Origin of the sequence: Deinococcus peraridilitoris DSM 19664 (genome assembly GCF_000317835.1) — a bacterium.
Taxonomy (GTDB): domain Bacteria; phylum Deinococcota; class Deinococci; order Deinococcales; family Deinococcaceae; genus Deinococcus_A; species Deinococcus_A peraridilitoris.
Genome location: NC_019793.1, coordinates 2,194,790 through 2,213,017, shown reverse-complemented (window position 1 = coordinate 2,213,017; position 18,228 = coordinate 2,194,790). Strand labels below are relative to the sequence as shown.

The 18,228-nt window shown below is 63.4% G+C and carries 14 protein-coding genes; 7 read left to right on the top strand and 7 right to left on the bottom strand.

Annotated features, from left to right (window positions below; translation table 11 throughout):
- The first annotated feature begins 80 nt into the window (after window positions 1–80).
- Window positions 81–2,252 carry a family 1 glycosylhydrolase gene (locus tag DEIPE_RS10835; RefSeq protein WP_015236013.1) on the top strand — a complete coding sequence of 724 codons (2,172 nt, stop codon included), beginning with the start codon at window positions 81–83 and terminating at the stop codon, window positions 2,250–2,252.
- 60 nt (window positions 2,253–2,312) lie between these two features.
- A complete protein-coding gene (locus DEIPE_RS10830) occupies window positions 2,313–2,963 on the top strand; it encodes a response regulator transcription factor (RefSeq protein WP_015236012.1) in 651 nt (216 codons plus the stop codon).
- A gap of 51 nt (window positions 2,964–3,014) precedes the next feature.
- Here the strand turns inward: DEIPE_RS10830 and DEIPE_RS10825 are convergent, their stop codons facing one another.
- Window positions 3,015–3,743: a hypothetical protein gene (locus DEIPE_RS10825; RefSeq protein WP_015236011.1), complete on the bottom strand. Its 729-nt coding sequence runs from the start codon at window positions 3,741–3,743 to the stop codon at window positions 3,015–3,017.
- Window positions 3,744–3,863: 120 nt separating this feature from the next.
- Between DEIPE_RS10825 and DEIPE_RS10820 the strand changes: the two genes are divergently transcribed.
- A complete protein-coding gene (locus DEIPE_RS10820; protein ID WP_015236010.1) occupies window positions 3,864–4,370 on the top strand; it encodes a hypothetical protein in 507 nt (168 codons plus the stop codon).
- Window positions 4,371–4,435: 65 nt separating this feature from the next.
- The gene (locus DEIPE_RS10815; RefSeq protein ID WP_015236009.1) at window positions 4,436–5,338 is read left to right on the top strand and encodes an aminoglycoside phosphotransferase family protein; all 903 of its coding nucleotides are present in this window, start codon (window positions 4,436–4,438) and stop codon (window positions 5,336–5,338) included.
- Between the two features lie 33 nt (window positions 5,339–5,371).
- On the opposite strand, the gene DEIPE_RS10810 is transcribed toward DEIPE_RS10815, so the two are convergent.
- From DEIPE_RS10810 to DEIPE_RS10800, 3 genes are all read right to left on the bottom strand, one after another.
- Window positions 5,372–6,775: a flavin monoamine oxidase family protein gene (locus DEIPE_RS10810; protein WP_015236008.1), complete on the bottom strand. Its 1,404-nt coding sequence runs from the start codon at window positions 6,773–6,775 to the stop codon at window positions 5,372–5,374.
- 157 nt (window positions 6,776–6,932) lie between these two features.
- Window positions 6,933–10,235, bottom strand: coding sequence for a glycosyl hydrolase (locus DEIPE_RS10805; protein WP_015236007.1), 3,303 nt, complete (start codon window positions 10,233–10,235; stop codon window positions 6,933–6,935).
- A 570-nt stretch (window positions 10,236–10,805) separates the two neighbouring features.
- On the bottom strand, window positions 10,806–12,062 hold the full coding sequence (locus DEIPE_RS10800; RefSeq protein WP_015236005.1) for a TCR/Tet family MFS transporter: 1,257 nt from the start codon (window positions 12,060–12,062) through the stop codon (window positions 10,806–10,808).
- Between the two features lie 234 nt (window positions 12,063–12,296).
- Here DEIPE_RS10800 and DEIPE_RS10795 point away from each other — a divergent pair, with 234 nt between their 5' ends.
- On the top strand, window positions 12,297–13,106 hold the full coding sequence (locus DEIPE_RS10795) for an SDR family NAD(P)-dependent oxidoreductase (RefSeq protein WP_015236004.1): 810 nt from the start codon (window positions 12,297–12,299) through the stop codon (window positions 13,104–13,106).
- Window positions 13,107–13,268: 162 nt separating this feature from the next.
- Window positions 13,269–13,508 (top strand): hypothetical protein, encoded by a 240-nt coding sequence (locus DEIPE_RS10790; protein ID WP_015236003.1) that lies wholly within the window; start codon window positions 13,269–13,271, stop codon window positions 13,506–13,508.
- Between the two features lie 282 nt (window positions 13,509–13,790).
- Here DEIPE_RS10790 and DEIPE_RS10785 read toward each other — a convergent pair whose 3' ends face one another.
- From DEIPE_RS10785 to DEIPE_RS10775, 3 genes are all read right to left on the bottom strand, one after another.
- Window positions 13,791–14,327 (bottom strand): SRPBCC domain-containing protein, encoded by a 537-nt coding sequence (locus DEIPE_RS10785; RefSeq protein WP_015236002.1) that lies wholly within the window; start codon window positions 14,325–14,327, stop codon window positions 13,791–13,793.
- Window positions 14,328–14,350: 23 nt separating this feature from the next.
- On the bottom strand, window positions 14,351–14,689 hold the full coding sequence (locus tag DEIPE_RS10780) for an ArsR/SmtB family transcription factor (protein ID WP_015236001.1): 339 nt from the start codon (window positions 14,687–14,689) through the stop codon (window positions 14,351–14,353).
- A gap of 400 nt (window positions 14,690–15,089) precedes the next feature.
- Window positions 15,090–16,433, bottom strand: coding sequence for an erythromycin esterase family protein (locus DEIPE_RS10775; RefSeq protein ID WP_015236000.1), 1,344 nt, complete (start codon window positions 16,431–16,433; stop codon window positions 15,090–15,092).
- A gap of 440 nt (window positions 16,434–16,873) precedes the next feature.
- Here DEIPE_RS10775 and DEIPE_RS10770 point away from each other — a divergent pair, with 440 nt between their 5' ends.
- Window positions 16,874–18,124 carry a cation:proton antiporter gene (locus DEIPE_RS10770; RefSeq protein ID WP_041231418.1) on the top strand — a complete coding sequence of 417 codons (1,251 nt, stop codon included), beginning with the start codon at window positions 16,874–16,876 and terminating at the stop codon, window positions 18,122–18,124.
- Window positions 18,125–18,228 lie beyond the last annotated feature (104 nt).

Below are 18,228 nucleotides of genomic sequence, written 5' to 3'. Positions count from 1 at the left end.
AGAAGGCTGCCCGGCACAATACCCTACATGCCCGTTTTCTTTCGTTTTGCCCGCCGGCTGCAGGCTATCCGGAAGTCTGCATGAATGCGAACCCGAGTCAACCCCCCAAGGAGCAGCGTCCGCTCGAACTGTGGATTGGTGTGGAATGCACGCTCAACCGGGTGCAGGACCGTTACCTGAATCAGTTGACCGTGTGCGGCCATGACCGCCGTCAGGAAGACCTCACGATGCTCGCAGGGCTGGGGGCCAAAAGGATTCGATATCCGGTGCTGTGGGAACAGGTCGCACCTGAACGTCCGGACCTGCTCGACTGGTCGTGGACCGACGAGCGGCTGCAGATGCTGCGTGAACTGAATCTGCAGCCCATCGCGACCCTGCTTCACCACGGCAGCGGCCCGACGTACACCGACATGCTCGATCCGGAGTTTCCCGAGAAACTGGCGGCTTACGCGCGCCAGGTGGCCGAGCGGTACGGGTGGCTGACAGCGTACACGCCTGTCAATGAGCCCCTCACCACCGCGCGGTTCAGCGGGCTGTACGGCGTGTGGTATCCACACCACAAAAGCGACGAGAGTTTCGTACGAATGCTGCTCAACGAATGCAAGGGAACGGTGCTGGCGATGCGGGCCATTCGCGAAGTGCGACCCGACGCGCAACTCGTGCAGACCGACGACCTGGGCAAAGCGCACGCGACGCCCGCCATGCAGCACGAAGCAGACTTTCAAAACGAACGGCGCTGGCTCGCGTACGACCTGCTGTGCGGCCGCGTGAACGAGGAGCACGCCCTCTGGGCCTATCTCCTCAGCTCAGGCGCGACGCCCGAAGAGCTGGCGTGGTTCGCCCAGAATCCCTGCCCACCGGACATTGTGGGCGTGGATTACTACGTGACGAGCGAGCGTTTTCTCGACGAGCGCAAGGAACGCTACCCGGCGCACCAGTGCGGTCCGACGCACGCGGACGTGGAGGCCGTGCGGGTCTATCAGGACCTCGCGGGCATCGAGAAGTTGCTGCGAGAAGTCTGGCAACGCTACGAAATTCCCGTCGCCATCACCGAGGCGCACCTGGGAAGCACCCGCGAGGAACAGCTGCGCTGGTTCGATCAGTTCTGGCAAGCGGCCAAGCGGGTCCGCTCGGAAGGCGCCGACATTCGCGCGGTCACGTCCTGGGCGATTCTGGGCAGCTTCGACTGGAACACCCTGCACACCGAATTCAAAGGCCATTACGAACCTGGCGCGTTCGACGTGCGGGGTCTGTCACCGCGACCCACCGCGCTGGCGCAACTCCTCCGGGCGCGCGCTTCGGGCGTTGAACCTCAGCATCCGGTGCTGGCCTCTCCGGGTTTCTGGGAACGACCTGACCGCTTCTTCTATCCGGTGGTAGGAGCATCCACCCCGCAAGCGCACACGACGGGTTTCGCCCGGCCCCTGCTGATTCTGGGCGAGGGCCGCTTGAGCGCGGCCCTCAGTGCGCTGTGTTTCGAACGCGGCCTCACGCATCGGTGCCTGTCCAAGCATGAACTGAATGTAACGGACGCTGCAGCAGTCAGGACCGCCCTGCGGCAGTTTCAACCGTGGGCCGTGGTGAACGCGGGCGCGTACGGCCAGATCGAGGAAGCACAACATCAGCGCCGGGCGTTCTGGCAGCGGCACGCGGTGGGTCTCGCAGTCCTGGCACGTGCATGCGCCGAGCATGACATCCAGCTGTTGACCTTCTCGTCGGATCAAGTGTTCGCCGGTGACCGGCACGCTCCGTATGAAGAGCACGATCCTGCCGGCCCCCTGAACGTTTACGGGCGTACGCTGCTCGAGTCCGAACGGCAAGCGCTGGCGTTTCATCCAGGCACGCTGATCGTGCGCAGCAGCGAACTGTTCGGCGCGAGTGGTGAGCAGGACCTGCTGAGCAAGGCAGTCCAGGTCCTGCGGGCGGGCGGGGCAGTCTCGCTCGACCGTGAACACCGCTTCTCGCCGACGTACCTGCCGGACCTCGTTCACACCAGCCTCGATTTGCTGGTGGACGGTGAACGGGGCACCTGGCACCTCGTGAATCGTGGAGAAACCACCTGGGCAGATTTCACGAGAATGGTGGCCGAAGCTCGCGGAATGTCTGCGCAAGCGGTGCGGGGTGTCCACGGCACCTCCATTGGCTGGATCGCGCCGCGACCGCGTTACAGCGCCCTGGGCAGCGTGCGTGGTCAAGTCATGCCGAGTCTGGAGCACGCGCTGGAGCGCTACCTCGCCGACGCCGCCGATTGAAAACCGGCCCCAGGGGCCCGTCCACCGCCAGGTCCGTTCGTGGGAAAGGAGTGGGGCGCAATGAAAACCGTCTTGGTGCTCGATGACAATACGCAGCGGCGGGACATGTTCACGGCCTTGCTGCGCGACGCTGGACACCGCATCCGAAGTGCTGCCCTGACCGTGAACACCCTGGATACGGACGCCGATCTGGTCCTGCTCGGTGCGGACGATCAGGACAGCACTGCTCACCAGGTGTTCGGGCAGTGGCGCCAAGTTCAGGTGCCGGTGCTGCTGCTGACGGACCTGAACGGCGAATCCTGCACCCTGACTTTCAAGGACGCCACTGGAAAAAAAGAGGTCATCGGGTCGTGCGCTGCGTCCACCCTGCGGGCGCGCGTGGAGCAGCTGCTGAAAGAAGAGGCTGTGATTCGGCTTGGTGCGCTGGCGCTGCATCCGCAGCGCAGGGAAGCAAGGTGGCGAGGCCAGGAGCTGAAGCTGAATCTTCAGGAGTTTGACATCCTGCTGAAACTTGTCCGGCAGCCCGGTAGAGCGTTGACGCGTGAAGAGCTGAGCTGTGACACGACCCGTGGCGAGATCCCCAAAGACACCAGCCGTATCGATGTGAATCTGATGAGTCTGCGCAGAAAGCTGCGCAAAGCGGGTGCTGACGGCCTGGTGCGAAGCGCGGGCGGGCTGGGGTTTCGCCTGCAGATCCCGGTGACACCCTGAAAGGACCTGCGGGGGTGTGCAGGCCGGACGGCGCAGCTTCGCGTCCCGTTGTCAGACGAGCTTCGTGTACCCGGCGTGCGGAAAGGTGAAGTTGGAAACCCCGACCACGGGCGTCAGAAAGGCGTGCGCGAGGTACAAGCCGCTGCCCTGGTGGGTGCGGTAACGATCCAAGAGTTCGTACAGTTCGCGTTCCAGCGCTTTGGCCTGCGGGTAGTCGAGCAACAGCGGCCCACTGCCGTGAAAAAAAGCGGGAGTGCCGGGCACATTCGGGTCCCACTTCTGTGCGTGGGCGTTGGCGGGAATCAACCAGAGACCGTCGTGACGCGCCTGAAAGATCAGGCCCGCGACAGGGTTGGGACCGGTGGTAGAAGCCAGGGCAAGCTGCTGACGCATCAGTTCGTGGTACGGCTCGAAGGTTTCACGCATCTGCTCTTCCAGGGAAAGCAGTTCACGAGGAAGAAAAAAGGAATGCTCACGGCAGATGTAATGACGAACCGCACGTCCGGCGCGACGTTCTTCGCGCAGCACGCTCAGCAGGCCAAGCCGTTCGAACTTCTTGACTTTGCGAAAAGCGGCGTGCAAGGCAAGCCCAAAGGCGTCGGCGAGACTGCTCACCGTCGAGCCGTACACGGGCATGAAATGCAGCAGCATCTGAAATTCACGGACGTTCTGGAAGACCTTGGCCACTTCAGGTGAAATGACCCGCACAGGTCTGAGTTTCGCTTCGGTTGCCGTCACGCCACGCAGGATAAAACGAACTTCCCCTGCTTGCAGATGCATATTCGTATGCAAGCAGCCCGACGTCATATTGGTTCGGTCGGCGCGGGATACCTGCCCATCACCTCACTTCACGGTCCTGGAGCGGGGCCGTTGCCCGTGCCGAACTCTTGGAGGAACTGCATGAAGCGATTTGCACTCACCCTGACTCTCCTGCTCGTCCCCGCGCTCAGCGCCTGTGGGGGCAGCGGTGGCACCACGACGACGCCCGGCACCGGAAGTGGCAGCGGCACAGGAACCGGTCCCGGCTCCAGCAGCGGCACCCTCACACACGCGATGCTGACCTCGTGCCCGGAGTCCAACAACTCTCAGGACCGCGAGGTGGCCAACTGCCTGAAAGGCAGTGTGGTCGGCAAGACCCTGGCCGGGAGCGTCTGTACGTTCACCGTCGGTGACAACCTGTCCATCACTTACGACAGCCCGTCCAGCAAGTTCTCGCATACGGCCAGCAGCAAGGCATACTTCGCATATACGTACCGCAAGGATGCCAATCTCCTGATGTGGGAACTGGACGACTACGTCGGCGATCGACGCATCCTCATTGATTTCGACTATGACCTGGGCACCCGCAAGGTCGAAATCAACGCCAAGAACGGCAACGTTGCCAGTACCTGCACCGCCACGCTGTAACGGTCACCTGACGTAGGCACATTGATGGACGTCGGCATCTGCCTGAGCGTATTACGCTCAGGCAGATGCCCAAAAGCAAGATGCACGCTGACGAGTTCGACATCGACACGCCCCTGGTAGGGCGCCTCGTGGCCACGCAGTTTCCGCAGTGGGCCGGCCTGGCCATATCACCCGTGCGCTCTTCGGGAACCGACAACGCGATGTTCCGTCTGGGCAATGAGCTGGCCGTACGCCTTCCCCGCATCGGTTGGGCGGTCGGAAGTGTTCACAAAGAGCAGCGCTGGCTGCCGATGCTGGCCCCACTGCTTCCGCTGCCCATTCCGGTTCCGCTTGCTCAGGGCGAGCCCGGCGAGGGGTACCCCTCGCCCTGGTCCGTCTGCCGTTGGCTTGAGGGAGAGAATCCGACGCTGGAAGGCCTGCGTGAGCCCAGCGAAGCGGCCACCGACCTCGCGCGCTTTGTCGTGGCCCTTCAGGGCATCGACGTTCCCGGCGAGGCACTGGCCGGGTTGTCCGGGTTCTCGCGGGGCGTGCCACTCGCGCAGCGCGACGAAAGCACCCGGGAAGCGATCACTGCCCTGCACGGGGAACTGGACACCGAGGCCGTGACGGCCGTGTGGGAGGCGGCCCTGCACGCCCCGGCGTGGCAGGGCCGTGGCGTGTGGGTGCACGGCGACCTGCAGGCCGGCAACCTGCTCGCCCGCAACGGCCGGCTCAGCGCCGTCATCGATTTCGGGGGCCTGAACGTCGGCGACCCGGCAGTCGAGTTGATCGTCGCCTGGAACCTGTTCGACGCGCCGAGCCGGCGTGTGTACCGTGCAGTGCTCGGCGTGGACGAGGCGACCTGGACGCGCGGTCGGGGGTGGGCGCTTTCGGTCGCCCTGATCGCCTTGCCCTACTACCGGCACACCAACCCGGCGATTGTGGCGGCCTCCTGGCAGACCATCGAAGCGGTCCTCAGCGACGCCTGAAGCGCCTCATCCTGTGTCCCGAGCGAGGCCGGGTCAGCGTGGCGGGTGCTTCGTCAGGCACGCCGTGACTTCTTCGGTGACACGCTCGGCGGATTCCAGCGCGCCTTCCAGGTAACCGAAGCCGGTCCGGGCGCTTTCCGTACCGGCCCAGAAGAGGGCCCCGACCGGCTCGCGCAGCGCCGACCCGGCGGCCGTCCACAATCCAGGAGGCATCAGGCCGGCGTACGCGCCCATGATGTAGGATTCGTTCGTCCAGTCCTGCTCGGTATACGCGCTCGGGTTGAGCGCCGCCGGGCCAAAATAACGGGTGAGTTCCCGCACGACCATCCGGCGGCGCTCCCCAGGAGAGCGCCGCGACCACGCGCGTGCCCGCTCACCGGCCATGAACACCACCAGCACGCCCGGAGCGTCACCACCGCGCGAGCGGTCGAACACCAGCTCCAGCTCGCTCGCGCAGCCCAGCAGCTCACCAGAGTGACCCTGAGCACGCCAGAACGGGCGAGGATACAGGACGTTCGCCTTGATGATGGCGCCCATCGGCATGTCGCACATCAGGCGCTGGCGCGGCGGTGGCAGCGCGGGTTCGAAGGTGATTCGCCCGGCCACCGGTGGAGGCGCGGTGACGACGGCGCACCGCGCTTCGAAGACGCCCCGGGGCGTGTGAAGCCGCACTCGCGTCCGTTCATGCTGGATTCGCGTGACGGGCGTGTTCAGCAGCACCCTGCGCTGCAATGCGCGCGCCAGCCGCGCGGTGAGCTGTCCGGCGCCACCACTGAGCGTGTCCTGCTGCGCGCCACCCCGCACACCGATCAGCCGCAGGAGTCCTCCGTTTGCCTGCAGGTAATACAGGAAGTGCAAAAAGGACAGCTCCTCCGGTTCGGCGGCGAACACGGCCCGCACGACCGCACCGAGAACCTGGCGTGCCGCTGCCTGCTGCAGATGGCGCCGCGTCCAGTCGGCCACGGTCATGGTATCCCACCGCGCGGCGCTGGCGTCGGACACCGGACGGTGCAGATCCACCCCGGCGCGCAGCCACTCGGTGGTCCACACGCACCACGCCAGCTCCAGTGCGGTCGCCACGTCGACAGGGAGGCGCAGGGTCTTGTACGGCCGCAGTTCACCGTTCAAATCCACGAAGGCCTGCCCGGTCGTGTATTGCGGCGCGGTCGTCAGACCGAATTCGCGCGCGAGTTGCCGAATCCGGTGCTGATGAGGGCCGATCCACTGCGCTCCCAGATCGACGGCCTCTCCGTCGAGGTGGCGCGTCATGACACGGCCACCCACGTGGCCTTGCGCCTCCAGCACCTGCACCATGTACCCACGCGCCTCGAGCAGTGAGGCGGCGCGCAGACCGGCCAGTCCGGCGCCGACGACAATGATATCGGACGGTTCGTGTTGGCCCGCGGAGGCTGTGATCAAGCGCTCGGTACTGGTCATGAAGTCCCTTCCTGCATGATGCTGCCTTGTTCACGCATCCCTGATGGTGTCCGCTGCATGAAGAAAACGGCGGACTTGCCGCGTTGCGGACCGGCACGGGGCAGATGGCGTGAAAAGCCCGCCAGCAGAACGCGGCGGGCTTTTTGTTCTGTCGATCTCAGCGGGTGAAGACCAGCCAGTTGAGGTTGACGAAGTCGGCGCTCTGACCGCTCTTGAACACGATGTACACGTCGTGCGTGCCGGTCACGGCCGAGACGTTGTAAGGAATGGTGGTGTAAGCGTCCCAACCACCTGTGTTGCCCACCGAGGGGTTGGCGAGCAGCGTTCCGGTAGGGCCGCCGAGGCGCACCTCGACGGTGCCGCTCACCCCGCTCGCGGCGCCCGAAGCTACGCGCAGCTGCACCGTGCGGGCTGCGGTCGAGCCGAAATTCACGCCCCGGTAGACCAGCGAGTCGCCGTTGCCGACGTAACCGACTGCCTGGCAGCCGCTGCCGTCGCCACAGGTGACGTTCTGGGTGCCGGTCTGGCTGTCGTAGCTTTCCGCCTGGATGGTGGCGTACGCGTCGCGCGTGGTGGGCGTGGTACCGCTGGCGTTGGTGGTGACGGTAATGGAGTTCGATTGGGCCGAGACGTTTCCGGCGGCGTCACGGGCCCGCACCGAGTAGATGTAGGAGGTGCTGGGGTTCAGGCCACTGTCGGTAAAGGAGGTGGTGGTGCTGGTGGCAATGGGCACGCCGGCACGCAGCACGTCGTAGCTGCTCACGCCGACGTTGTCGGTGGAGGCAGTCCAGCTGAGCGAAATGCTGGTGCTGGTCTTGCTGGGCGAGGTGAGGTTGCCGGGCGTGCTGGGCGCCTGGGTGTCGCCGCCCGAGCTGCTGATGTTGACGGTAACGTTCACCGCGCCGCTGGTCGCGTTGTTGCCGGCGTTGTCGAAGGCCCGGGCCGTGTAGCTGTAAGTGCCGTTCTGGGCGCTGGTAAAGCTGTCGGTGTGGGTGTACGGGCTGCTGGTGTCGGTGGAGACGAGCGCACCACCCCGGTAGAACTCGACCTTGCTGATGCCCCCCGCATCGCTGGCGTTCGCAGTGACGGTCACGCTGCCGGCACTGGTGAGGGTGCTGGGCGAAGCGCTGACGCTGACGGTCGGCGCGGTGGTGTCACTTCCGCCGCCTCCGCTGCCGGTGCCGTTCAGGACGTTCGAGCGGGCGGGCACGTTCATCTGCCGGCCGTCGCTGAAGGTCACGGTAATGGCGCTGGCGGTGGGGTTGTAAGCGGCATAATTGCGCGTGCCGTTCTTGTTGAACACCGCCGAGGTGGGAATGTTGCCGGTCACGGCAGTGTCGAGCCGTCCGAGGGAGTTGAGGGCATGAATCCAGTGGTAGGTGTGCGCCTTGCTTTCGCCTTCCTCGGGAGTGTAGTTGCCGCTGCCGAACTTGGCAATGGCGCCCGGTGCATCGTACAGGGCGTACACTTCCCAGAACACATCGCGCCAGTACTGAGGTTCACGGCCCAGGTAGTCGTAGTTCTGCTTGAGGTAGTTGGGGTTGCGTCCCAGGTACAGCGAACCGGCCGTGACGGGAAGGAAGTTGATGCCCTGAATCATTTCACGCTCGCCGGAGAACCAGGTGGAGTAGTCTCCCCCGTCGCCCCACACCATCCCGACCACCGGGTGCGGGTAGTTGGTGGGGAAGGTCTGGTTGTTGATGTCGAACCAGTACTGCTCGACGGCGTGCACCTCGTTGGTATAGAGGTAGATGCCCAGGTCACGGATGGTGGTGTTGCCCGTCACGGCGCCCCACAGAATCAGGGCGTTGGCGAAGTGCAGGTCCTCGCTGGAGGATTCCTGATTGTTGCCGGCCCCGAAACCCGCGTGCCCCGAGGCCCACGAGTGCCCGGCGTAGGGATCGAAGGCGCGCAGGCGCGGGTAGCGTTTGTTGGCGTCATCGATGTTGGCGACGTCCAGAATGAGTTCGTTGACGGTGTTCCGCCAGCGCCCGTTTTCGGCCGTCAGCCAGGCCGGGTCGTACTGCGCGACAATGGCGGCCGCCTGAATGAAGTAACCCCAGTGGAAGTGGTGGTCGTTGAGCTCTTCTTCGCTGCCAAAGCCTTTGGGGTAGCCGATCAGGGTGCCCCAGGTGCTGTTGTAGTAAAAGTTGTTGGGTGACTGACCATCGAACCAGTCCTGCAGGTAGCCTTTCATGGCGTTCAGGAAGGCGTCACGCGCACCGGTATTCCCGACCTGCTCGGCCACCGGCACGATCTCCGCGAGGCGTCCGAGCGATTTGCCCGCCCAGTACGAGTCTCCACGGTACGGCAGCAGGTCCGGGGCGTTGCGGACTTCGTTGATGTAGGCGTTCAGTTGATTGGTGTCCGCGCTGCCCTTGGTGGGCAGCCACGGCAGCGTGCCGTTGAACTTCATCTGGGTGCTGAAGGAGCTGCCGCGCACAACCTGCATCTCGCCACGCGGAGAGGTGTAGCGGTAAGCGGTGTTGACGTTGCCGGAATTCATCCACTGGTGGCGGTAGAGCGCCATCAGGGTGCCGCTGGCCGTGCCTTCCTTGGGCGTGGTGGTGATGTTGTAGGTGGTGCCCAGGGTGCCGCCGGAGGCGTTGTAGTTCCAACTGACCCGGGTACCCGTGATGAAGTTGTAGGCGTACTGCTTGAAGTCGTTGAGGGTGCCCACCGAGCCGTCGGGCAGCGCGGCGACCGAGTAGTAGTCCTTGCCGGCCAGCGTGCTGGTGAAGGTCGCGCCCGACTGCGCCCAGGTCGCGCCAGAGGGCGCGAAGATGCCGTAGTGGTGCCCGTTGATGGTGACGCCCAAAACGTTGCCCTGGTTGGACCAGACATTCGGGGTGGCCGTGAAGCTGATCTGGGCGTTGCCGCCGCTTTTGGTGGCGTACACGAAGGGAATGCCGTGCCCGAAGGTGGTACGCAGGCTGCGCACACCGTCATCCCAGGCGGCCGTGACGGTCCAGTCGGACCAATCGTCGGCCTTGGTGTCGGGGGCGCTCAGGCCGCTGACGCCCAGGGTGAAGTCGGGGCTGTAGGCGTACTGATACTTGCTGTTGCTACCCGCGCCAGTGATCTGCAGATTGGTGGGGTAGCTGACTCCCAGGCCGTTCGCGCCTGCCTTGAGGGCCAGCGGGTGCGCGAACATGTTTTCGGAGTGCATGTTGGCCGGCTTGTAGCGCTTGAAGACCAGCGACGACCAGAATTTGTTGGTGGGCACGGCGCCTTTGGTCTTGGCGTTCGTGGTGACGTACGGCGTGAGCAGTTCACCGTTCTGGCTGATGGGGCCACCCGCGACTCCTTGGGGCGGTGTCGTACTGATGTCCTGGCGCTGCAGGGGCGCTCCGGTGGGCGCGCTGCCCGCACCGGTCGTGGAATTGCCGCCGCAGGCGGCGAGCAGCAGGCTCAGACCGAGCAGGATTGGGAGTCGGGCGCCAGTGGGTTGCTGATTCATCTTTTCCCCTTTGTGGGCGAGGGACGGGTGCGGCGGGTGATCCGATCGCAGGCTAGACATCTGGAAACGTTTACATTTGTTCGCAAAAAGAAGGGTATCCAGGCAAGAGCGCAACTTCTGACGAGCAGCACGGCCTTCGTATGGTTTGAAGGAGGCACCGACTGAGGACGAAGCAATTCACACCTCCCACACAACGCTGCTGAGGTTACGCTGTCAGACTCTCTATGCCCGTTCGCTATAAACCATGAATCCGTCCTTTCTGTTCGAGCGTCAAACCATTCGGGCCTCCCCTGACTACAGCGGAGAAACCGGACGTAAAAAGATTGAGCAAAGCCTGACCATCGTGGTGAGTTCTCTGCTTTTAGGTGTGGTCCTACAGTAAAAATTTCTGAAAGCGCTGTCAACTGGGCCGATATGGAATTTTTCACTTCAAGAACGTCTCTCCTTATAAAAATCGGAGATTCGCGCCCGCTTTGGCCTTGAAAACGGCTTCAAGAACCTGTTTATATTTGCTTTAATCTCCACTCACTGCAGCTTGTGACCATACTTGTCAAGCGTCGCCGTCCGGAATCAGGGTTCACCGGGCAGGGGTTCGCCGGGCAGAGTTGCGGTCTTCCTTGGTTCGCGTGGCAGGACGATCGCCGTCAGCAGGGTGCCCAACAGAAAGCACACGCCACCCAGATAGAACGCCGCGCCGGGCACGCGCACGCCCGCTCCTCCCCCGTTGTAGTAAGCGAACACCCAGGTGGCCAGCAGCGGCCCGACAATGCCGACCACGCTGTTCAGGCTGGTGATGGCGCCCTGCACCGTGCCCTGCTCGCGCTCGGTGACGTTGCGGCTGATGAGGGCCTGCATCGCTGGGCCTGCCACGCCGCTCAGGCTGCCGATGATGATGGCGATGTAGAACATCAGGTCGGTGCGGGCCAGGCCCAGCAGACCGAACTGCACCACGCCGACCATCAACCCGCCCAGAATGGTGCTGCGCTCGCCGAAGGTCTTGATGGCGAAACCGACGAGTCCCGCCTGCACGACGATGGCCAGCACTCCCACCAGGGCGAGCGCAGCACCATTCTGGGCGGGGCTCCACTTCAGCACACCCTCGGTAAAGAGCACCCAGGTATTGAAGATGACCTGATTGGCCAGACCGAACAGGATAAAGCTCCCGCCGAGGTTGCGCACGAGCGGGTAGCGCGTGAGGGCCGCGAGGCTCACCAGCGGGCTCAGGTTGCGGACCCCGATCCGGGCGTTGCGGTGTTCGGGCCGGAGCGACTCGGGCAGCACGAACAGGCCGTAAAGCGCGTTGACCAGTGCCAGGCCGGCGGCCGCCGCGAACGGCAGGCGCAGATCGATGTTCCCGAGAAAGCCACCGACCACGGGCCCGATGATGAAACCCAGACCAAACATCGCGCCCAGCAGGCCGTAACTTTTGGCGCGCTGCTCGGGCGGCGTCACGTCGGCGACGTACGCGTTGACGACGGCCATGCTGGCACCCGTGATCCCGGCGAGCACGCGCCCCACAAAGAGCCAGGCGAGCGTCGGGGCAAAGTACAGCAGCAGGTAGTCGAGGCCCAGCCCGAAAATAGAAAGCAGCAGCACGGGACGGCGCCCGAAGCGGTCACTGAGCGCTCCCAGCAGCGGCGCAAACAAAAACTGCATCGCGGCGTACACCGCCGTGAGAATTCCCAGCATCTGCGCGCCCGCCGCTTCGCCGCCCGCCAGCTGCTTCACGAGCGAGGGCAGCACCGGAATGATGAGCCCGATGCCCATCACGTCGATCAGCAGGGTGGCGAGCACGAACACCAGGGCGGCAGGCTTGCGCAAATTCATGCGCCCACGCTACTCCCCAGGTGTCAGCGGCAGAAGCGCCATTTAGCCTAGGGCAGAATCTGGCTCAATTCTTGTGCGTTTTGCCAAGTCCCGCGCACCCGGCAAGTATCTGGCAGGGCACACCGGCAGCCGCCCCTGTGCCCTGCCTGCCCGGCTGTTCAACCGAGCCGTAGTGTCGGCGGGGCTCAGGCGGTATACGGTGGGTGCAGCTGTTGAAACAGCGAAGGGAGCAGCATGAATCAACGTTTTCAGGGAAAAGTCGTGTTTATTACGGGTGCAGGCGGAGGCATCGGCCGTGCCGCCGCACTGCGCTTCGCGGCCGAGGGTGGGCGCGTGGTGGTAAATGATGTGAAGCAGGACGCGGCCCACACGGTCGCAGAAGAAATCCGCGCGGCAGGCGGTGAGGCGCTGCCCGCTCCCGCTGACGTGTCCAGCAGAGCGGAGGTCGAAGCCTTGTTCTCGCAGGTTGAAAACGAATTTGGTCCAGTCGATGTGCTGCTCAACAACGCCGCCCTGATCGACGAGGCGCGGCATTTTCTGGATGGTGACGAAGCGTGGTGGGACCGCGTGCAGCGCGTGAATCTCAAAAGCGTGTTTCTCTGCTCGCATCGCGCGGCGCACACGATGGCCCGCCGCCGCCGGGGCGTGATTCTCACAACGTCCTCGGGCGGTGCGACGCGGGCTCACCGTGGGAACGTGGCGTATGACGCGACCAAGGGGGGCATCGAGGCCATGACGCGCGCCATGGCCCTCGATCTGGCACCGTACGGAATTCGCGTGAACGGCGTGGTGCCCGGCTTCATCAACACCTACGGTCTTTCGGGCGAGGTACTGCGGGAACGGGAGAGGGTGGTGCCGCTTGGCCGGTACGGTGTCGCCGAGGACCTGACGGGCGCCGTGACCTTTCTCGCCTCAGATGACGCGGCGTACATCACCGGGCAATTTGTCGTGGTGGATGGCGGTGTGCTGGCACAGCAACGCTCGGCCAATGTCGATACCTTTCCCCTCACCAGCTTTCCTGATATTCCGGCCGACCTCATCTGAAACGCCGGCAGGTTCGCCCGCGTTTCCTGACCAAAATTATGGGAAAAGTGCTGCCACAGCAGACCAAAAAGATGTGTCGGTCGGGCCTGCACTTCTCATCAATGAAAACTTCATTCATATATTTAAGAAGTAGTTTCAGGTGACATGTGTGAACAATGAGGAATGACCGACGCAGCAGTCGCAACATTTCAGGTGATGAGCGTGATGGTGCTGCTCTTCACACTACTCTGGTATGCCCAACGTGCCGTTCAGTCCTGGGCTGAACACACCGGCCCAGACTCCCCACCCGAGCAACCAACCGTCCGGGCCATCAAGTCGATGGCAGTGCGACTGAAGGTCGAGGATGACCTGCCTCCCTACATCCGCCTTCCCAGCGCGAGCCAGCAGCGACAACTACACTGAAGAACAGAACAGTTGTTCTCCGCGCTGCCCCAATGCGGCACGAGACCACAGGGTTACGGCAAGAAAACGAAATTCTGTGTCGGGAACCAAAATTCTCAAAAGAACGGCGTGCCCAACAGCGGTTTTGGGCACGCCGTTCTTTCTCGGTCAAAAGGGCTGACCAAATCGGCCCATCCTTATGACCCGCCTGCGGTCCCTTCCGGTTCATTTTGAGGTGTGGTCCTTAAGCTGAGCCCGACGGGAAAGAACGGGCACCCTGTCTCAACCGCTCGAAGCGGAGCATCAGGTGTGCATGGACTCCAGATACCTCGCCAGGTGGTCCCAGGTTTCAGTGATGCCCTGGAGCATGCCCATATCCATGACCGTCTTCAAGGCTTCTTCGGAGTTGTAGAGGGCGCGGTTGACCACTTTCGTTCCACCCTCGACTGTTTCGAACGTCAGCGTCGAACGGGTCGGAGGCAGGGCCTCATTGATGTTGGCCTCGGCGTCCGAAAAATAATCGGTGTACACGATGCGCGCTGGAGCGTCGATTTCCTGATAAACGCCCAGACCCCACGATTCCATGCCGTAGAAATCGCCTTGACTGCCGTCGACGCACTTCATGCAGTAATGCCACCGGCCTCCGGGGTGAAAGTCGACGGTGCAATGGGAAATTTCCCAGCCGCGGGGTGCCCACCATTTGCTGAGATGCTCGGCCTTCGAGAAAGCGTCGAACACCAGTTCACGGGGAGCTCGAAAGACACGCTCGAGGATGAGTTCTTTCCCTGCTTCGACGCGTGAGGTCATTGGGAATGGTGCGCTGCTGGTGCTGCCGGTCATGAAGGCCTCCTGGTGGGGTTGATTCACTTTTCGTCGGAATCTGTCGTGCGGCTTTGCTGAAGTTCTTGCAGATACTCGTCGAGCCGGTCGAAACGGTCGTCCCAGAGCTGCCGGTAGGTGTTCAACCACTGATCGAGTTCCTGGAAAGGCTCCGGGCGCAGCGTACAGATACGCCGGTTGGCGACGGCTTCGACCTTGACGACACCTGCATCGCTGAGTACGCGAAGGTGTTTGGACGCCTGTGGTTGACGCATCTGCAACCGGGCAGCAATTTCACCGACGGTCAAGGGCTGCCGGGCCAGCAGTTCGACGATGTGGAGCCGGTGAGGTTCGGCCAGCGCGCTCAGGATCGCGGTGTTCATGGCGTTGGTTCCTCCTTTCCTCGCGTCTTCTGATGCTGAGTCAAGTATTCCACATATTGAATATTCCTGTCAATGCATATTTAGAGGATGTGAGCCAGGCCCAACTCCGGGCGTGCCCTGTACCCAGGCAGATGATGCACAAGGAGCACAAGCATTTGTCGGCACTATGGGCAGGGCGCCAGCGAGCCTGCCAACGATGCCACTCGGGGTGACGGCAGTGCAAGCTCCGTGAGGGCGACAGGAAAAATTCAGCGTTTCCAGGTCGTAACAGCTCAATAAAGCGCCGAACCTGCAGAGCGGCATTTCGACATGCAATCAGCCCCGCAGGGCAGCCAGCAGACGAGCGGAACGAACTTGCGGCCCTCTTGCAGCCTCTCGCACCGCCGGTTGCTGCCCTTGCTCACCGCGCGGCAGGATCAAGCGGCTCCAGCGCACGGGTTTCATCGAAATGCACCACCGCGTCAAATTGCCGGGGCAGATTCGCACGGAAGTAGTGACTCTGACGCTCGGAGGCAGGCAGGTACTGCACGCCGATCGCGCGCTCCAGCCGTTCCTGCTGCAGCCCCTGTGGAGCCCGGCGCAGATCGAGCAGAAAATTCGGCAGGCCCGTGTCGTGGAAGAGACGTTCGTAACTGCCCTCCAGCGAGGGACGCACCTGCATGCGCTGCGCCGGGGCGTCCCACGCCTGCGCGGCAGTCACACTGCCCGTGTGGGTGGTGAAACCTACCAGCAGCGCCGCCTGACCGTGGCGCTGGCGCACCAGCTGCCCGACGTTCAATTCACCCCCGCGCCCCATTTCGGTGGCGCGCGCGTCGCCGAGGTGCGAATTATGTGCCCATACCACGATCCGGGCGTCCTTACCAAGATGGGTACGGATGGCTTCGAGCGTTTCGAACATGTGCTGATCGCGCACGTTCCACGACGAGGCCCCGCCGAAGATGTTCCCGGCAGTGCGTTCGTAGGCCACGGCGTTCTTGACCAGCCGGGCGTTCTGCACCAGATCGAACAGTGCTTCAGCGGACGTGCCAGGGCGTCCACGCCGCTCGTCTGCGAAGCGCTGCAGGTCGGTGAACACGTTCTGTACGGTCTGCTCGCAGGCCTGCGCATTCCCGGTGGCGGGCGCACCACGGTTGTCCTGAAGATCGGCTCCAAAGGCGCCCAGACAGGCGTACTGCGCCCGGACGCGCTCGGCCCTGGCCGGATCGAGGGTTTCGAAGGCACGCAGCACTTCGCGCCGTGAGCTCGCCAGGCTGTAGAGGTCCATGCCGTAAAAGCCGGCCCTCGCCGTGTTCTGGCGTCCGTCGTTGTGCGCCCGCAGCCAGGTCGTGAAGTCGCGCACGACGGTGTTGCGCCACAGCCAGCGCGGAAAACGCTCGAAGTTTCCCAGGGCGAGTTCGGCAGTGCGGTCGCTGCCCTCACCGCGCACGAAACGGTTCACCCGCTGCGCGTCTGGCCAGTCTCCTTCGATCACCACCGCGTCGAAGCCGTGTTCCTTGATCAGGCGCCGGGTGATTTCTGCACGGGCGTGGTAAAACTCATGCGTTCCATGCGAGGCCTCACCGAGCAGCACGTACGTCGCGCCCCGCGCGAGCTGTACCAGGGCATCGAAACTGCGCGGATCGTCCGTGACGGGCACGGCAGCTGCACGCACCGCTCCGGCCAGCGTGCTCGCGGGCGGCGGGGCCGCACTGGTGGTGACGGACAGGGTGAGCGCGGCACTCAGCAGCCAGGATTTCACGGTCATAAGCGTTCCTCCGAAGACGTGGCAACTTGCGGACGTGGGTCAGGGCGGACTACTTAGAAGCTAAAGCGCCAGGCTGAGGCGTTGATTCGTAGCCCGCCAAGCCGGGCAGAGAAAATTCGGAATCTGGCCGCGAATCGCCTGAAGACCTGCATGGTTCTCAGGCCAGGGAAACTGCGCTGTCAGGATCTGGTCCGCCGCAAGGGAATCCGCCACGCGAAACCCAACAGCAGCAAAATGCGCCGTTCGCCGAGCAGGTTCGGCAGGCGGTCGGCGTCACCGGAATTGGGCACAGCTTCAAGGGGACATGGGTTGGCTGCGGAGAAAGCTGAGGATAAATTGAGGTTTCTTGACACATGGGCCTCGATGTGCCACACAAGCTGAAGCGTGGGAACAACTTGTGTGGGCAACATTTCAGGCAGGAGTGGGACGGGAGCGTCGAAATGGACACCCTGAACGCCGCGCTCGTCGTCGTGGGTGGTCTGGTGCTGCTGTTGGGATTCTTTTCGGCATACATCAAGAACCGCTCGGTGCTGTCCCTGCCCCTCCTGGCGCTGCTGCTTGGTCTGCTGCTCGGTCCAGGGCTGAACGTCCTCGACCCGGCCGAGTGGGGGCACCAGGAAACCATTTTGGAAGAAGCAGCGCGCCTTACGCTGGCCATCGGACTGATGGCCGTGGCCCTCCGTCTGCCGCGCGCTTACTTGAAACGTCACTGGCGCGCGCTGTTGGTACTGCTGGGCCTGGTCATGCCGCTCATGTGGATCGCCAGTGGTCTGCTGACGTACCTGCTGCTTGACGTGCCGATTCTGCTGGCCCTCCTGATCGGCGCGGTGATCACGCCGACCGACCCGGTGGTGGCTTCTTCTCTCGTGTCGGGTGAGGCGGCCAAAGACACCTTGCCGGATGACGATCGGCATCTGCTTTCTGCCGAGTCGGGCATCAACGACGGGCTGGCCTACCTGCTGGTGCTGCTGCCGATACTGCTGCTGCTCAATTCGACGGGTACGGCACTGGAGCACTGGTTGAGCATGACGCTGGTCAGGGAGATCATCGGGGGCGTGATGGTGGGGATCGCCGCAGGTTACGGGGCCGGTCGTCTGTTGGAATGGTGCGAACACCGCCGGCTGATCGAACAGCCATCGTTTCTTTCGACCACCATCGCGCTGGCACTGCTGGTGTTGGGCGGCGCGAAACTGCTCGGCACAAACGGTGTGCTGGCTGTGTTCGTCGCAGGTATCGCCTTCGATCAGGTGGTCGGTGGTGGGGAGCGTGCCCAGGAACACAAAGTGCAGGAATCGGTGAATCAATTCTTTTCCCTGCCGATATTTACCTTGTTCGGCTTGATGGCCCCCGTACAGGAATGGCTTGACCTGGGCTGGCCGCTGCTGGTGCTCGGTCTGGGCGTGTTGCTCTTTCGACGCCTGCCGTTCGTGTTCCTGGCGAGGCGAGCCTTGCCACAACTGCCACGCAGGCGGGATCTGCTGTTCCTGGGATGGTTCGGGCCGGTCGGGGTGTCGGCGATGTTCTACGCGATGCTGGCCTTGCGAAAAACCCAGGAGCCGGTCGTATGGGTCGTGAGCAGCCTGGTCATCCTGGCCTCGATCGTGGCGCACGGCCTCTCGGCCACGCCCTTCGTCAAGTGGTACGGACGGCAGACAGCGGCGCAAGAAGGCGTCCAAAGCCCACGGCATTGACCTTATGGACAGTCACGCCGGGGAACCTGGGATACGCCTTTGGCGCCCTGCAGAGCGCCACGACTTCTCGCAGGTCGCGGGTTCTCGCAAATCTCAGGAAGCAT

Excerpts from the sequence above, each read along its gene's own strand:
- DEIPE_RS10835 (WP_015236013.1), top strand. The coding sequence starts at position 81 with ATGAATGCGAACCCGAGTCAACCCCCCAAGGAGCAGCGTCCGCTCGAA.
- DEIPE_RS10830 (WP_015236012.1), top strand. The coding sequence starts at position 2,313 with ATGAAAACCGTCTTGGTGCTCGATGACAATACGCAGCGGCGGGACATG.
- DEIPE_RS10825 (WP_015236011.1), bottom strand. The coding sequence starts at position 3,743 with ATGCATCTGCAAGCAGGGGAAGTTCGTTTTATCCTGCGTGGCGTGACG.
- DEIPE_RS10820 (WP_015236010.1), top strand. The coding sequence starts at position 3,864 with ATGAAGCGATTTGCACTCACCCTGACTCTCCTGCTCGTCCCCGCGCTC.
- DEIPE_RS10815 (WP_015236009.1), top strand. The coding sequence starts at position 4,436 with ATGCCCAAAAGCAAGATGCACGCTGACGAGTTCGACATCGACACGCCC.
- DEIPE_RS10810 (WP_015236008.1), bottom strand. The coding sequence starts at position 6,775 with ATGACCAGTACCGAGCGCTTGATCACAGCCTCCGCGGGCCAACACGAA.
- DEIPE_RS10805 (WP_015236007.1), bottom strand. The coding sequence starts at position 10,235 with ATGAATCAGCAACCCACTGGCGCCCGACTCCCAATCCTGCTCGGTCTG.
- DEIPE_RS10800 (WP_015236005.1), bottom strand. The coding sequence starts at position 12,062 with ATGAATTTGCGCAAGCCTGCCGCCCTGGTGTTCGTGCTCGCCACCCTG.
- DEIPE_RS10795 (WP_015236004.1), top strand. The coding sequence starts at position 12,297 with ATGAATCAACGTTTTCAGGGAAAAGTCGTGTTTATTACGGGTGCAGGC.
- DEIPE_RS10790 (WP_015236003.1), top strand. The coding sequence starts at position 13,269 with ATGACCGACGCAGCAGTCGCAACATTTCAGGTGATGAGCGTGATGGTG.
- DEIPE_RS10785 (WP_015236002.1), bottom strand. The coding sequence starts at position 14,327 with ATGACCGGCAGCACCAGCAGCGCACCATTCCCAATGACCTCACGCGTC.
- DEIPE_RS10780 (WP_015236001.1), bottom strand. The coding sequence starts at position 14,689 with ATGAACACCGCGATCCTGAGCGCGCTGGCCGAACCTCACCGGCTCCAC.
- DEIPE_RS10775 (WP_015236000.1), bottom strand. The coding sequence starts at position 16,433 with ATGACCGTGAAATCCTGGCTGCTGAGTGCCGCGCTCACCCTGTCCGTC.
- DEIPE_RS10770 (WP_041231418.1), top strand. The coding sequence starts at position 16,874 with ATGGACACCCTGAACGCCGCGCTCGTCGTCGTGGGTGGTCTGGTGCTG.